Annotated in this window: 16 protein-coding genes; 2 read left to right on the forward strand and 14 right to left on the reverse strand. The window is 68.9% G+C overall.

What is annotated here, in order from left to right:
* Nucleotides 1-337 precede the first annotated feature (337 nt).
* Complete coding sequence (locus K2224_RS37460) at nucleotides 338-892, forward strand: hypothetical protein (protein ID WP_221911554.1); 555 nt, start codon at nucleotides 338-340, stop codon at nucleotides 890-892.
* A 243-nt stretch (nucleotides 893-1,135) separates the two neighbouring features.
* Here K2224_RS37460 and K2224_RS37465 read toward each other — a convergent pair whose 3' ends face one another.
* The 13 genes from K2224_RS37465 to K2224_RS37525 all read right to left on the reverse strand — a co-directional run bounded on the left by K2224_RS37465 (nucleotide 1,136) and on the right by K2224_RS37525 (nucleotide 12,317).
* On the reverse strand, nucleotides 1,136-3,916 hold the full coding sequence (locus K2224_RS37465) for a BTAD domain-containing putative transcriptional regulator (RefSeq protein WP_221911555.1): 2,781 nt from the start codon (nucleotides 3,914-3,916) through the stop codon (nucleotides 1,136-1,138).
* A 39-nt stretch (nucleotides 3,917-3,955) separates the two neighbouring features.
* Nucleotides 3,956-4,405 (reverse strand): TadE/TadG family type IV pilus assembly protein, encoded by a 450-nt coding sequence (locus tag K2224_RS37470; protein ID WP_221911556.1) that lies wholly within the window; start codon nucleotides 4,403-4,405, stop codon nucleotides 3,956-3,958.
* Entirely contained in the window at nucleotides 4,402-4,785 is a 384-nt protein-coding gene (locus K2224_RS37475) for a TadE/TadG family type IV pilus assembly protein (RefSeq protein ID WP_221912195.1), read from the reverse strand. Before K2224_RS37475 ends, K2224_RS37470 begins: the two co-directional genes overlap by 4 nt.
* 53 nt (nucleotides 4,786-4,838) lie before the next feature.
* The gene (locus tag K2224_RS37480; RefSeq protein WP_221911557.1) at nucleotides 4,839-5,243 is read right to left on the reverse strand and encodes a TadE/TadG family type IV pilus assembly protein; all 405 of its coding nucleotides are present in this window, start codon (nucleotides 5,241-5,243) and stop codon (nucleotides 4,839-4,841) included.
* 3 nt (nucleotides 5,244-5,246) lie between these two features.
* Nucleotides 5,247-5,441 (reverse strand): hypothetical protein, encoded by a 195-nt coding sequence (locus K2224_RS37485; RefSeq protein ID WP_039637816.1) that lies wholly within the window; start codon nucleotides 5,439-5,441, stop codon nucleotides 5,247-5,249.
* 38 nt (nucleotides 5,442-5,479) lie between these two features.
* Entirely contained in the window at nucleotides 5,480-6,379 is a 900-nt protein-coding gene (locus K2224_RS37490; RefSeq protein ID WP_221911558.1) for a type II secretion system F family protein, read from the reverse strand.
* Nucleotides 6,376-7,305 (reverse strand): type II secretion system F family protein, encoded by a 930-nt coding sequence (locus K2224_RS37495; RefSeq protein ID WP_221911559.1) that lies wholly within the window; start codon nucleotides 7,303-7,305, stop codon nucleotides 6,376-6,378. The genes K2224_RS37490 and K2224_RS37495 overlap by 4 nt, the downstream gene beginning before the upstream one ends.
* On the reverse strand, nucleotides 7,284-8,636 hold the full coding sequence (locus tag K2224_RS37500; protein ID WP_039637814.1) for a CpaF family protein: 1,353 nt from the start codon (nucleotides 8,634-8,636) through the stop codon (nucleotides 7,284-7,286). The genes K2224_RS37495 and K2224_RS37500 overlap by 22 nt, the downstream gene beginning before the upstream one ends.
* Nucleotides 8,621-9,400 (reverse strand): hypothetical protein, encoded by a 780-nt coding sequence (locus tag K2224_RS37505; protein WP_260693729.1) that lies wholly within the window; start codon nucleotides 9,398-9,400, stop codon nucleotides 8,621-8,623. Before K2224_RS37505 ends, K2224_RS37500 begins: the two co-directional genes overlap by 16 nt.
* 41 nt (nucleotides 9,401-9,441) lie before the next feature.
* A complete protein-coding gene (locus tag K2224_RS37510; RefSeq protein WP_260693730.1) occupies nucleotides 9,442-10,053 on the reverse strand; it encodes an SAF domain-containing protein in 612 nt (203 codons plus the stop codon).
* A 166-nt stretch (nucleotides 10,054-10,219) separates the two neighbouring features.
* On the reverse strand, nucleotides 10,220-10,696 hold the full coding sequence (locus K2224_RS37515) for a hypothetical protein (protein WP_221912197.1): 477 nt from the start codon (nucleotides 10,694-10,696) through the stop codon (nucleotides 10,220-10,222).
* A 389-nt stretch (nucleotides 10,697-11,085) separates the two neighbouring features.
* Nucleotides 11,086-11,460, reverse strand: coding sequence for a hypothetical protein (locus K2224_RS37520; RefSeq protein ID WP_260693731.1), 375 nt, complete (start codon nucleotides 11,458-11,460; stop codon nucleotides 11,086-11,088).
* A gap of 386 nt (nucleotides 11,461-11,846) precedes the next feature.
* The gene (locus K2224_RS37525) at nucleotides 11,847-12,317 is read right to left on the reverse strand and encodes an ATP-binding protein (RefSeq protein ID WP_260693733.1); all 471 of its coding nucleotides are present in this window, start codon (nucleotides 12,315-12,317) and stop codon (nucleotides 11,847-11,849) included.
* A 460-nt stretch (nucleotides 12,318-12,777) separates the two neighbouring features.
* Between K2224_RS37525 and K2224_RS37530 the strand changes: the two genes are divergently transcribed.
* The gene (locus K2224_RS37530; RefSeq protein ID WP_260693734.1) at nucleotides 12,778-13,149 is read left to right on the forward strand and encodes a hypothetical protein; all 372 of its coding nucleotides are present in this window, start codon (nucleotides 12,778-12,780) and stop codon (nucleotides 13,147-13,149) included.
* 455 nt (nucleotides 13,150-13,604) lie between these two features.
* On the opposite strand, the gene K2224_RS37535 is transcribed toward K2224_RS37530, so the two are convergent.
* Nucleotides 13,605-13,757: a hypothetical protein gene (locus tag K2224_RS37535; RefSeq protein WP_221911562.1), complete on the reverse strand. Its 153-nt coding sequence runs from the start codon at nucleotides 13,755-13,757 to the stop codon at nucleotides 13,605-13,607.
* Between the last annotated feature and the right edge of the window lie 437 nt (nucleotides 13,758-14,194).

Genomic DNA, 14,194 nt, shown 5'->3' on the forward strand with positions numbered 1-14,194 from the left:
TCGTCAAAGGCATGGCACATAGCTTTCTCCGTCTTTTCAGGCGTCGGTGAGGGTGGGGGCGTCGGCGGCGGCCAGGCGGTGGTGCGCTGGAATTGTTTTTGGCCGCACTTCACCCGTGCGCGGATATCCTCCGCGTGAGAATTAGCGGGATTCCCTGCCCCCGCTTCCCGGGAACAATTCAAATATAGCTCGACCCGCATTCCGGCTGAAGCCGAATTCGACTTGATAATGCTGGACTTCTCGCGAATTCACGACGGGAATTCAGGGGAATTTGAAAATGTGCGACGCAAGGCGTCGTGGTTCGTGGAATGGACGACCGTTTCCCAGGTGGCTGCGTGTGGCGGTCCCCGGCGCGGTCCCCGGCGCGGTCCCCGGCGCGGTCCCCGGCGCGGTCCCCGGCGCGGTCCCCGGCGCGGTCCCCGGCGCGGTCCCCGGCGCGGTCCCCGGCGCGGTCCCCGGCGCGGTCCCCGGCGCGGTCCCCGGCGCGGTCCCCGGCGCGGTCCCCGGCGCGGTCCCCGGCGCGGTCCCCGGCGCGGTCCCCGGCGCGGTCCCCGGCGCGGTCCCCGGCGCGGTCCCCGGCGCGGTCCCCGGCGCGGTCCCCGGCGCGGTCCCCGGCGCGGTCCCCGGCGCGGTCCCCGGCGCGGTCCCCGGCGCGGTCCCCGGCGCGGTCCCCGGCGCGGTCCCCGGCGCGGTCCCCGGCGCGGTCCCCGGCGCGGTCCCCGGCGCGGTCCCCGGCGCGGTCCCCGGCGCGGCGGCACCCTCGGCTACGCCTGGGCGCCGCCGCGCCTCAAGGTCGTGCTCAGCTGTGTGGGTCACCGGCCGTTGCAACAGACGGAAGCCTCGGGTGGGGCAAGAGGAGGCGACGCAGGAAGCCGAGTGCCGGCATGCGTGAGAGGTTCACGGGCCGGGGCTGATGACAAGTAGATCGGGTGCAGAACTGCACAGAAATACAGTCGCCCTCGCCCGCGGGTGGCTCGCAGGCCACCTGACCTGCGGCTATGGGGCGATCAGGGGCGTCGTATCCAAGCGCGTACAGGGATACGACGGGGGGAACGACCCCCGGAGCGACGGGGGAAACGACAACGCGCCTTTCGTGCCTCGGTCGTGTGGCTCGTAGGGTCGGTGACCTGCGGTTTCAGCCCATCTGACGTGAGTGGGCCCTCGGTGTGACCAGGGTCCTGGTTGCTGGGTCGGGCTCGAGACCGAGGTCGGCGAGGTGGCGTTCGAGGCGCGTGTAGGTGTGCCGGGCGGCGTCGCGGCGGCCGGCGGCCTGGTAGAGGCGGATGGCGTGTTGTGCCAGCCGCTCGTGGTCCGGGTGGAGTGCTCCGAGATGTTCCAGGAGTGTCAGGACGGCGTCCTGTCGCTGCGGGCTGGCATCTGGGTGTTCTGCTTGGTGGGCGAGGCGGAGGACGGCGTCGGTGGCCTGGGTGGTGAGGTGTTCACGAATCGCATCCGCCCACAGATGGTCGGCACCTTGGGCGAAGGGGCCACGGTAGTGGCCCATTGCCTCCTGCACGGAATTCAACGCGTCGTGGGTGGAATCTCCGTTATTCGAGAAGGCTCCCTTGAGGATTCTCGTGAAATCCGCGAGGTCGGTTTCTACGAGTTCCGGGTGGAGCTTGTGGAGGTCCCCCTGGTGCAGGATGAATTCCTGCGCGGTGATGCCGGTTGCGGTGCGCAGGGCACGGCGCACGGCGCGGCGAAGGTTTTTCAGTGCGTTCTGTTCTGTGCCGGGTTCCAGGTGGAGTTTGTCAGCGATATCGGAGGCCACAAGCCCAGTGGGGTGGGCGGCGAGGAGGGCGAGGAATTCGTGGACTTCAGGTCGCAGGTTGGTGCCGACGGGATCCTCGTAGCCGAGGGCATAGAGCGTGACGGGGCCAAGGACATGGAGGCGGACGGGCTTGACCTGCCGGGGGTGAGATGTGGGGGCGGGGCGAGGGTCGGCAGGGGCTGCTGGCTCGGTGGGGTCCGGTTCAGGCTCTGGTTCCTCGGTGGAAGCCGGTTGCGACTGGCCCTCTCGAGACGCTGGCTGTTGGTTGGGGAGGACGCGCAGGTGGGGGCGCTGGCCGTGGGCGCCGAGGAGGACTTCTGTCATCTCGCGGCCGGCGTCCGGCGTGAGGTGGAACAGCTCCAGGCCACTGGGGTGTTGGGAGCGCGGGCCGGATCCAGTGGCGGCGCCGTCGGCGGCGATATGCCAGTGCTCGGCACCGGGAAGCAGGGTGCCCAGCGTGAGTACGGTCAGGACACCGGGGCAGCTGCGGGCGGCCACCGCCTGGACCTGCCCGAGGTGGGCAGCGCCTGGGGCCACCATGAGGATCAGGGAACCGGGCTCGGTCTCGTCTGAACGGTCTGGCGCCATGGGGCCGGGTACCGGCGTATCGCGGTCATGGTGAATACGGGCGTGCGCGACGAGGTGCTGTTCGGCGAGGTGGACCGCATCTGCGGTGTCGGGGGTCTGGGTCAGAGCGGTGAACTGCGGCGGCAGTCCGGGCAGCAAGCACTCGCAGAGGTCTTCCGTGGCCACGGCCCTGATGCGTGCAGGGCCTGGGCGTTGGCGTTCGGCGGCGGTGAGGATGCCGGTGAGCAGGGCGCGGGCGGCGCCTTCGGCACCGGGTCCGTTCCAGGTGTGGCCACCGGCGGTGGCCAGCACGTCGACGGGTACCTCTGCGCTGCCGCTTACCCCGATGGTCACTGAGTCCGCGGTTTGTGGTGGTTGTGGTGGGGTGCGGCGGACGATCAGGTCGTCGGGTCCGTGCTGCCGGCGAGGCTGCGTGGCTGCGTGCGCGGCCTGCGCCGCCTTGTCGACCAGCGGACTCAGGGCGGGTACCTCCGCCTCGGGGTCGCGCCGTCGTCGCTGGTGGATGTACCAGTAGCGGCGCGCGGCCAGGAGTCCGGCCGCCGCGGTGATACCGATCAGGCTGGCCTCGCCGACCTCGATAGCGGCCGGGCCAGACGCCGCTTCCTCCGTCTGGCCGGTGATGTTGTCGTTCTGTCGCGACGTGGGGAGGCGATGCTGACTCTCGGCTCGCTTGTCGGGCGCAGGATTCCGGTTGAGCGACGGCTGCATTGGCGAAGCTGTCGGCGTGGACGATGCCTGTGGTGTGTCGTCCAGCACTGGACGTTCAGGTGCCGGGATGGTTGCTGGCGAGGCGGGGTGGTGAGGGCTGAGGGGGATGGCCAACCGCCAGCCGACCCTGAGTAGGTCGGGGTCATCGAGCCGGTCGCCGTCGTGTTGGACACGGTCCTTGTTGAGTGCGTAGATCCGCGGCCACTTGAGCCCGTCGCCCAGATGTGCGTTGGCGATGTCCCAGAGGGTGTCGCCTTCCACCACCGTGTACTCGATGTGCCGCACTGCCTCAGCGTCGGCAGCAGGCCCCGGGGCAGCCGATCGGGTCTTCGATGCAGTGGGTGACTGGTATGTGGTCGTGGGGGTGAGAGGAGCCGTCGCGGCGACGAGAGCTCGGGGCTCGTTGGCCGGGGAGGGCTGCCGGGCGCTGGCCGTTGCAGGGCGCCAGAGGCTGAGCAGGGCGACGACGAGGGTGCCGATGCACAGTGCGGCCAGTGAACCCTTCAGGGACAAAGCGGCCACATGATCGTGGTGGGCGCGGCGGTCGTGCAGAAGCTGAGGGAGGTGCGCTGCGTACCAGCAGATCTCCCGGACGACGGTGAACGCGAAGGCAGCCCAACAAACCCAGCCCACCACTGCCAGCAGGTTGATCACCAGGGGGTCGCTGAGCGGCTGGACAAGCCGTTCGCCCAAGTCCCGCCAGGAGTGGATACTGTCCGGCCAGGGGATTCCCGCGGCATGCCACAGCACGTAAGGCATTCCGGCCAGCAGGGCAAGCGTGACGGCGAGAGTGCCCAGGGCCGTAACGGCCGCGGTCAGGCGCTCGCGCAGTGCGGCGTGGTGGGTCATGGCCGGTTCGCCCTCCGCAGCGGATGGGATGAACAGTCTTTACAGGGTCGCGCGTTCGGCGTGCGAGGTCGCGTTCGCGTGCAAGGTGAGGGTCCGTAGACCGACCAACTGCAGGATCTGCGTGCGGTAGCGGTGAGTGACGTGGACGGTGACGGCGTTCCCCTTCACCGCGGCGCTTCCGGTGTCTCCGACGGAGGAGACATAGCCGCGGGCCGCCTGGGCGGCTTCGGCACGGACGAGCCGGACATCCTGGTGATCGCGCAGTCGGTCGATGTCGAGCTGCTGAGCGCCGGTCCGGGCTGCCTCCTGCGCGACATCCAGTGCCTGGGCTTTGCCGGCCAGGGCAAGGCCCCCGTCGACGACGATCCCGGCGAACAGCCAGAGCGCGGCGGCGATGCCGACGACGAAGGCCGTGGCCTGCCCCCGGTCGTCTGCCAAAACGAACCTGCCGCGGAGGCCAGCGCGATGTGCACGGAGTTGTGGGTTCACCGGGCTCTGCCCCTGAAGGAATCGACGACGGAAGAGGCGGTGCTGGTCAGGCGCATGTGTCCGAGCATCCCGGTTTGGGTGAGATCTCCCAGGGGGGCGGTGCAGGTGACCTTCGCCGAGATGTTGGTTCCGGGGGCAAGGCCACCGGTGGTGAGATGAACGCTCGGGCTGGTGCAGGTGGCACCGGTTTCTTTGAGCGCCGTGGCCGCGGCGCGAAGGGCCTGGGCGTGGGCGGCGTGCTCGGTGCGGGCCAGGGAGGCGGCGCGGGCGGCTTGGTGGGCGGCGTCCGACACGACGAGGCGTGCGTCGGCGAGCCGCCCCAGTGCCACCACGACGAGCAGCATCAGCACCAGCAGCGGGGTGAGCAGCACCAGCTCCACCGCCGCCGAACCACGGTCGTCCCCAGCACGCACACCACCCGCCTTGAACATCATCAGTGGCCTCCGTCAGGGGCGGTGAGGCGCTCGGTTGGGCCGGAGGCGGCGCCGGAGGCATGCAGGTGCAAGCCGGGTACCACGGCCATCACCGTGCCGCGGACTCGTACGGTGGTCTGCGCGGTGGTGCGCTCGACTGTCACGGAGGGCGTGGTGAGGGTCCGGCTGCCGAGTGCCGCGAGGCTGCGTGCGGCCTGGGCCCGGCCGTCAGCAGTGCTGCCGTGCTGGGTCCGGGCGGCGGCCAGAGCGCGCTGGGCGGCGTACTGTGCGATGTGCCTGGCGTGCCAGACCAGCGCGAACTGCACGATCAGCATGGCCAGGAGCAGCAGCACCGGGACGACCAGCACCAGCTGCGTCGACGCCGCCCCGCGATCGTCACGCCACCTGCGAAGGAAAGCGATCACGGCCTACCCCAAGTCAATCGCCTTGGCTTTGGCGGTGACCTTGGCGACGATGATGCCCACCACACTGAGAGCCAGGATGACGAGCAGGGCGGTGATCAGGACGGTCTCGGTGGTGTAGCCAGCGTCGCTGCGGGCATGCCGGCGCACCTCGGCCAGGTGGGCCCGCAGCAGGCGAGCCAGCGTCTTCACGTCGAACATGACTGCATTACCTCTTCGGTTTTGTGCGTTTTCTGGGCTCAAGTGGCGGACAGCACGTGGGCGAGGGCGGGGTATCCGATCAGCAACAGGAAGGCGGCGAACAGTCCGACCACGGGCAGCGACATCTGCTCGGTGGCCGCCTGCGCCGCCCCGTCGGCCTCGGAGATCCTGCGCCGCCGCATCGCCCGCGCCTTCGCCCCCAGCGAGCCCCGGACCTTGGCCCCCTCGCTGCCCGCAAGGCTCAGCGTCGAGGCGAGCTCCACCAGGTCGCTGACGCCCAGCTGCCGACCGAGTTCGCCCAGGTGAGTCCACGGGCTGGTGCGGGTGAGCTGCGCGACGTGCAGGGCGTGCCGCAGGGCGCCGGCTGCCCAGCCCTGCGGTGCGGCGACGGCCTGTGTCAGGGCTTGTTGGACGCCCGCGCCGCCGGCCAGCGCGATCACAGTCAGGTCCAGGACGAGGCTGAGGGTGTGCTGCATCTCGCGGCGCCGCTGCTGCGCCTGCTTGCGCAGACCGAGGTCGGGAACGAAGAACAGCGCTGCCGCAAGGGCCAGACAGCCAGACAGCGGCACCCACCACCCCGCCGCGACATCCACCCCGAGGCGCAGGAGCAGCACAACGACCCAAGGCGCGATGAGCCCGGTCATTGCACAGGTGGCCTTGCCCGCCAGATGCGTTTCCTCGTCCGTGCCACAGACTGCGAGGTCCGCCCGCAAGGACTTCGTGGGGAAGCCGAACGCCCGCACCAACGGCACTGCACGCCGCCCCAACCGGGTTGCCCACTCCATCTCCTGCGCGCCCCGCGCCGACGAAGGCACAGGCTCCACAGGGGCGTTGAGTGCGGTCAGGACATCGGCGAGCGCGGGCCGGGGAGGACGCAGCCCGTAGACAACAGCGGTCGCCCCGGCGCCGAGGAGCGCCCCGAGCAGCATGACAATCACGGTCGACCTCCCGGTGCCGGACCCGTCCCGGCGACGGCTGGGGTGATCAGGCGGACGGGGTCGTCGATGCGGCCGATCGCAGACAGGTAGGTGAAGCTGGCCGCGAACAGTCCGCCCACCGCTGCCAGGACCAGCTGCCCAGTGAACGTGTTGAAGGGATCCAGGTACGGGCGGTTGAAGACCACCATGCCCACCGCCATCCCCAACGTGACGATGACGGTGACCCGCACCCCGGTCCGTACGCTCGCGCGACCGGCGTCGATGCGCTGCCGCATGGCCACCTGCTCACGTACCGACTCCGCCAGCTCACCCAGCAGCGGCGCCAACTGCCCGGCCTGCTGTTCGGCTGCCATCACCAGCGCCGACACGACCACATCCGCCAGCGCATCATCCACGTCCGCGGCGAACGCCCTCAGGGCGACGGGAAGGGACTGCCCCGACCGGACGGCGACAGCCAGCCGCTGCATCTCCGGCTCAAGGGCGGCCGGCGCGATGTCGGCGGTCGCCAATACTGCTTGCTCCAGGCCGGCCGCGGCGGAGAGGGTGTCGCGCAGCATCTCCGTCCATGCGGCCAGCGCCTCCATCCGCTCCGTACGCAGGGCCGCCGCCCGGTCCGGGCCCAGCAGCCCAGGCAACGTCAGCCCGGCGACCGCGGTCAGTACCGCCGCCACCGGCCAGCCCGTCAAGGCGCCCACGACCACTGCGACCGTCACCGCGATCGCGAAGCGCCGCGAGGTCCAGTCCGCAGGCAGCCGCCCAAGCAGTCGTCGTCCGAGCCCCACCTGCTCCTCGCGCACGGTGCGTCGTACGGCGCCGTAGCCGATCGCCACCAGCCCCAAACCGCACACCGTTCCACAAGCAACCGCCACCGCCGTCACCGTGCCGGGACCCCAGTTGACGGTGGTCATCTGGCCGCTCCCCACCATGGTGCCTCGGTGACCTGGGGCTCCAGCCCGGCCGCGACCAGATCGTTGAGAGTCTCCGTCCGCAACGGAGTCGCGGGAACCGCTCTGCCGTCCGAGCCGGGACGGTAGACCTCGTTCGAGACGATCTGCGCCCCCTCAGCATCGACGACCTCCCGCACCGAATCGATCACCCGCCGCCCTGCCGCATCCCAGCCCAGATGCACAACGAAGTGCACCGCGGAGGCCACCATCAGGTTCGTCGCCTCCAACGACAACCGCTCCGGCGCCTGAGCTGCGTAGGAGGCAAGTTTGGTGAACACCCCGCGCGAAGTGGAGGCGTGGATGGTGGACAGGGAGCCGTCGTTGCCTTGCGACATGGCGTTGCACATCGGGATGACCTCAGCACCGCGAATCTCCCCGACGATGACCCGGTCCGGTGACATCCGCAGCCCCCAACGCACCAGCTCCGCCTGGTCGATACCACCCTGCCCCTCGATATTCGGCTCCCGCGCCTGCATCGCCACCACATTCGGATGCGCCACCGGATCGGCATCCAGACCGAGCTCGAAAGTGTCCTCGATCGTCACCAACCGCTCCATCGGCGGAATCTCGTGCGCGAAGGCCCGCAGCACGGTGGTCTTGCCGACATTGGTCCCGCCGCCGATCACGATGTTCTTCCGCGCCCGCACCAGGGCAGTCAGGAACGCCGCCAGTTGCTGGTCACAGACTCCCAGCCGGACCAGCTCGGCCATCGAGGCGGCCGGGAAGCGGTGGCGGCGGATCGTCAGCGACACCCGACCGGTCACCGCCATCACCGCGAAAAGCCTCGACCCATCGGGGAGTTGAAGGTTCAGCCGGGGCATCCCTCGGTCGAAGCGACGTTCCTCGTCGCCTGTACTGGCCGCGAGGGTGCGCACGAGTTCCACCAGCTCAGCGTCAGAGGCCGCCACGGCACTCTCGCGGCGCCACTGCCCGGCCGCGTCCTTGACCCAGACGACGTCGCAGCCGTTGATGCAGATGTTCTCCAGCGTGGTGTCCGCCAGCAGCCGCTCCAGGCGCCCCGTTCCGAACAGCGCATCCGTGACCGCCTGGGTGACCCGTTCCTCGACGACCGCATCGACGACCCTGCTGCCGTAGGAGAGGGCCAGGCGGCGCTGCGCTCCCAATTCCTCGGCAAGTAGGCGATCCACGGTGGTCCGACGCGCCGCCTCGCTCTCCGCCGGCAGCCCCGCAGCCTCCCTCTCACCGGCATACTCCGCCAGACGCGCCGCCACCCGCTGCCGTACCAGCAACACCAGGTCCTGCTCGCCTTGTGCCGGGACCACGCCCGGCGGCATCAATGTCTCGCCCACGAGGGCACCCCCTCATCACCCGTGACCGGGACCAGACGCCGCTGCATCTCGGCATCCACCACCGTGGCCTTCTGCTCCTGGCAGTCGGGAAGCTGCCGGGCCAGCTTGCAGGTTGCGGCCATGAGCGGCGTCACTCGGAAGCCGGTCGTCCGCAGGCGTCCCGCGCGCCGCCGGTTCATCACGGCTACGGTCTTGGTATCCCACGGCAGGAAGACCACCTGCTCGATGGCGAGCGACTGCGCGATCTCATCTGATGGATACGGACACGGGCCCACGATGGCCAGCGTCAACCGCTCGCCATACGCTTCCGCCTTCAGCCCGTACGCGGATACATGCGTCAGTGGCTCCGCGCCACCCCGCGCCACCAGGACCACCTGATCAGCGGCCTCTAGTAGTGGCTCGACATCGTGACCGATCCGCCCGACGTCCAGCAACACCGTGCCCCGGTCGCCCTCCCCACCCAGCAGCACCCGCCGCCCGCCTTCACCGGCCAGCAACCGCACCGCCTCCGTGCACGGGCCGCGCCCCGGCACCGCAGCCACCACCCGCACACCGAAGGGAAGTTCACTCACCGCACCCAGCAAGGACCCCGGATACGGCTTCCCCACCGCGGCCGCCACGTCCAACAACGAAGGCGTCGGCGGTAGCCCGAAGCGCATCATCAGGTCCCCACCGGACCCGTCCGCCTCCACCATCACCGGCCGAACCCCACCATCCGCCTCAGACGGCCACGCGACAGCCAACGCCAACGCCACCGTCGTCACCCCCGGCGCACCCGAGACCGACCCGACCACCACCAAACGCCTCACGGAGCCTCACGCCCCTCGGCCGGCAGTACCACCACACGCGGATGCTCCAGCTGCGCCGCCCGCTTCGCAGCCCCGGTCTCCACCAGCACCGTCACCACCCGTGGCCCGCCCGACGACTCCGGCGCCCGCACCCCCGTCACCATCCCCATCACCGCAGCGGACGCCTGGTCCCCGTCGGCCTGCGGTGCACCGCCTCCAGTTGGTCCAGGCAGCACCGCCACGCGTTCTCCGCGAGAGAGCTCCGGCGGCGCCCCGCCCGGCTCCACCGCCAGCGACACCTGAGAAGAGCCCTTCGGCGGAAAGACGACGGGCGTCCCCACCTGCCCGGGCGCCAACAACGCACCGGCCACCAACGGCACCTTCACCCTCCGCCCGACAGCCGTGCCCCGATCAGCCACCGGCACGACGCCCGCCTCCGCAGCAACTTCCACCACCCGCAGGTCAGCCGATTGCAGCACCCGGCCCGCCGGCACATCGCGCGCCAGCATCAGCACCCGGTCCCTGTGCCCCACCACGTTGGCGACCATCGTGAAGCCGACCGCCGAGACCACCACCGCCCCCAGGCCCGCCCACACCCAGCCCAGTCGACGCCGCCGACCACCGGTCACAAGCGGCTTCTGTTCCGGCCCTGACTGGCGCGCCCCCGGCACACCGGCCCCAGCACTCCTGGGGACTGAAGAAGACAAGGAAGTACCCACGATTCACCCCGCAGCAAGAACGTCCAACTTCCGACGAACGGCACAGCAGCAGCGCACCGCCCGCCCACTCCAGCCGTCAGCCCGTCACGACGGCCTGCACCTCATCCACCTCCAACCGCCGCTCAGCCGACATCGCCAGGCCCGGCACCGCCCCGGATCGCCCACCTCCTTTCCACTCCACATCCCAGACCACCCGCACCGACACCGGAAACGCCTTCCCCGGCTCGGACGTTGAGGCCCGCCGATAGGTGTAACCGCAGTCCGGCGACGACGCCTTGGGCCCGAACCGGGCCGAGTACGGCGTCCCCGGGCCCAGACAGACCACACTCCCGCCATCGCCCATCGACCACACCGCTCTGCGTGGCCGAGCCGTCGCCGTCACCTCCACCCCCTCCACAGCCGCCGACGTCGTCACAGGCCCCCACGTGCCGCGCTCCACCCACATCCACGTCGGCACATTGACCACCTGCGCAAAGTCCTCACGCGGGCTGGTATGGATCACCGGCTTCGGCAACTTCAACCGCGACACCGCCTGCTGCACCACAACCCGCACCGGCACGTGCTCTTTTGCGTCAGCCTGTGGATCGTCCGACTCTTCGCCATCGACACGCGGAAGGAGCCCCTTTCCAGCGTTTACCAGACCCATTTTGGCCAAGCCATGTTCCCAGTTATAGGCGTCGATGCCTGAAGGGCTCTTCGCTCCGTTATCGTCCGGTTCCGTGTTCTCTCTGGAGGGCTGCGGCGCCGGCCTGTCTTTCCCGGAATCTCCCGGCAGCTTCGTGACGCTCTTCGCTTCCGCACTGCACGCCCCTGGAACGCATGTCACTCCGCCGAACAGATCCCTCCCGTCCGCTCGTGCAGGCCAGGTTGAGAGTGAAAGCGCAAGGATTCCCGACCCCACAGCCAGACCGTAGGCCCCACTTTTTCGCCTGATGTCCCTGATCAGCATGTGCCGGCGTCGTCCATGTAGAGATGGGTGACCTTCCAGACGCCCTTGGTCTGCTGCACAGTCGCGTCGGCTTTGAAATGGCTACCCGGCACGTCATTCTTCAGCTTGCCGTTCAGCTTGTATTCCAGCCAGTGTGTACCGTCGACGCAATCACGGATGACGACCTTGCCGTCACGCGCAGAAACGACTGTCGGAGCCAGCTGCGGAGTGCCCTTGGTGACAACGCCCTCCTTCACCGCTTTCCTGATGCCGTATTTCATCAACTCAAGAGCGCCGGCCGTCGCATGCTCTTCGAGGCGCGGCGACTGCGGGTCGGGGGCCGCCGAGACTGCGGTCAGGTCGCTCCACATCGCCCGGTAGGCGGCCACCGCATCCCTGTTCGGAGCGCTCGGTGTGCGAGCCGCCCCAGTTGGTGCGGCCCCTTCGGACGGCTTCGCATCGTGCGGGCTTCCAGTGCACCCACCCACCAGGCCCAGCACAGCAGCGACCGTGCAGCCCCAGCGCAGTTGCCACCTCACTCGTCCATGAATCGCCATGTTCCCCCACCTTTCGTCACTCAGAGCCGACAAATAACCACCCTGCGTGATCAATTGCAAGCTGGAAATGCTTGCGTCGCACTTTCCACTCGGATCGGGAAGGTCCACTCCCTTCTTGACGGACCCGCGACAGACCCGACACCTCCCTGCGGCGCTCGGAGTCGAAGCGCGTGGCTTGCCGCCTCGGGGCGGCAAGCCACGGAGCCGAGCGTTCGGCCCTAGCAGCCCGGAATCGCCATCCAGGCCACCTTCATCCGCCCTCCCTTGTCGGTGGCGAAACCCCAGGATCCGCAGGTGAGCTGGTGAACCACGTGGAGTCCCCGCCCTCTCTCGGACATGGCCTTGAGCAGCGCGTCCAGGCCGCCACCGCACCTCGATGGGTCAACCTCGAACGGGCCCGCCGCCGGAAATGCAGGGACTGCCGGCAACCGGGGATCTCTGTCCGCCACTTCGCAGATCAGGCCCGAAGCGGTGAAACGCAGCCGCATCTCGTACGGGCCCGGCGCATGTTCGAGTGCATTGGCGGCAAGCTCGGACACCGCCAACACGGCATCCTCCAGTGGCTCGCCTCCATGCCCCAGTTGAACCAATGCGCAGCGCAGCGTGGCTCGGGCCCGCGGTAGCGCATGGGGGGTGTCGCTCGTCCAGCGCCACAGCAGACAGACCACGTCGTCTTTGCGGGGCGACATCGGAGTCATCGTCGCCCCCCTCGCGCGGCATGCCGCCCTCGGGCGACACGGCGGTGGCGGCCGCGTCCGGGCCGAACGCTCATGCCCGCTTCGGCAAACACCGCAGGGCCGGTGTGGGTGAACAACAACGTCAGGGATGCGGCGACGAACAGAATAGGAGTCATGCGGATGACCTCCACGGTGATCGCGGCTGGAACGCGACCACCGAACCTCGCCGCTCATGAAGAGCGGAAGCCACTGGTCAAGAGGTCTTTTTCTGCCCGTGGAGATCGGTAGCGGCATGACGCGCATCCGCACGAGACGGTAAGGGCGGCCAACGGGAAACGCTCCAGGCCGTCCCGACAAAGTGACGATATCGCTCCCGTCATACCGCTCTCCAGACCTCACGCCGGCGGAGGAACTTCGAGTGGGTGCGAGACTGAGAGGTCGATTCTTCCGTTCATTCGGTATGCGAAGAAACGTGATTACCGCAGCCGCTCTAACCACGCTTTCCGTACTGCTCTCTGTACCACCGGCAGGGGCCACAGGATCAGCAACCCGGCAGGGCAACCGGATCACCGTGTACGGCAATGGATTGCACGTGGACAGTGTGACCACGGCCAGAACACCCCACCGGATCCAAGCCCAGGCGTTCCTGACGCTCCGGGACAAGAACGGGCAATGGAGCCGGAACCTCCGAGGCTGGACACCGGCAAACACCAACGGCGACACCGATCACACCAGCTGGAGCATCAACGAGAACTTCCCGAACGGCTCGCGACTGTGCACCGAGTGGAAAGACCTCTCGGGTCGCACTTTGCCCGGCATGGCCTGCATGATCATCCACCGATAGGCACGGCGCAAACTGGGCTCGGTGCTGCCGGGCCCCTCTTTCCTGCCTGAAGTTGATGCCTCGCTTCCTCAACGGGTAGCGGTTCGTACGGCGATCACCGCAGTCACCTCGGTCAACGGCAACCGCTGCCTGAATCCTGAAGGGCGGCATCTGCGTCAGTGCCTGGTGTGCCGGCGCGGAGTAGCGAGCGGCAGTCACGCTCCTGCCGCGGCTTGGCGTGCAGCCATGCCAAGATGCCCTGGCCATGGAGCGGCTGCTGCTCAGGTACATGGACCAGCGGCGGAAGCTGCGGTTGATGGCGGTGGTCCTTGTCGGGATGAACGCCGCATGCTCTGCACCGGCGGGTATATGCGCGACCTGATCAAGCACAGACTCCTCCTTCGCCAAGATCAACTCCGGTGCCTTGACATCGCCGATAGCGTCGACGGGAACGCGCGTCGACCTACCCGCCGTGGTTACCAGGGCCTGCACCAGTCACGGGCCGCCGCCAGCCGACCTCGTCCAACGCCCAGGGCTGCGGACGGTCCCGGCAGGACGAAGTACCGGTCGTGGACGGCCAGCACCAGCAGCTCCTCGTCATCGGCCAGCACCCGAGATGCCGGCGGCAAGGACAAGCACGAGGGCAGCCAGGCAAGTGAGGTAGGAAGCAATACGCCGCTGCCGATCCGTCACAGGCACCTCCTCATCCGTTCACGCACCGACAGGACCGGCCGTTCAGAGGCACCTGAGAAGGTGACGATCCGCCCCCGGTCTCGACGATGCGCCGCAGGGACAGGGGCAGGGGCCGATACCTCGGTTCCGTTGCCAGCCGCTCCACATGGAAAACCAGACACAGCAAGGCCCCCCATTCGCTGTCCCTTCGCACACGGCGCCCAGCAGCGACGGCAGATGAGGCCAGCGTGCGCCCAGGGTGAAGCCGACGAAATCGAGCCCACTGGCCAGCAACCGTCCAGCCCTTGTGTTCCGCGTAACTGCGGTAGTCGGCCAGCCGCATGTGCAGGCAGCGACGACAGCGACCGACACACCGGAGAGAGACATACCACCG

This window comes from Streptomyces sp. BHT-5-2 (assembly GCF_019774615.1).
Lineage (GTDB): Bacteria > Actinomycetota > Actinomycetes > Streptomycetales > Streptomycetaceae > Streptomyces.

Excerpts from the sequence above, each read along its gene's own strand:
- K2224_RS37495 (WP_221911559.1), bottom strand. The coding sequence starts at position 7,305 with ATGGTGGGGAGCGGCCAGATGACCACCGTCAACTGGGGTCCCGGCACG.
- K2224_RS37525 (WP_260693733.1), bottom strand. The coding sequence starts at position 12,317 with ATGTCGCCCCGCAAAGACGACGTGGTCTGTCTGCTGTGGCGCTGGACG.
- K2224_RS37485 (WP_039637816.1), bottom strand. The coding sequence starts at position 5,441 with ATGTTCGACGTGAAGACGCTGGCTCGCCTGCTGCGGGCCCACCTGGCC.
- K2224_RS37465 (WP_221911555.1), bottom strand. The coding sequence starts at position 3,916 with ATGACCCACCACGCCGCACTGCGCGAGCGCCTGACCGCGGCCGTTACG.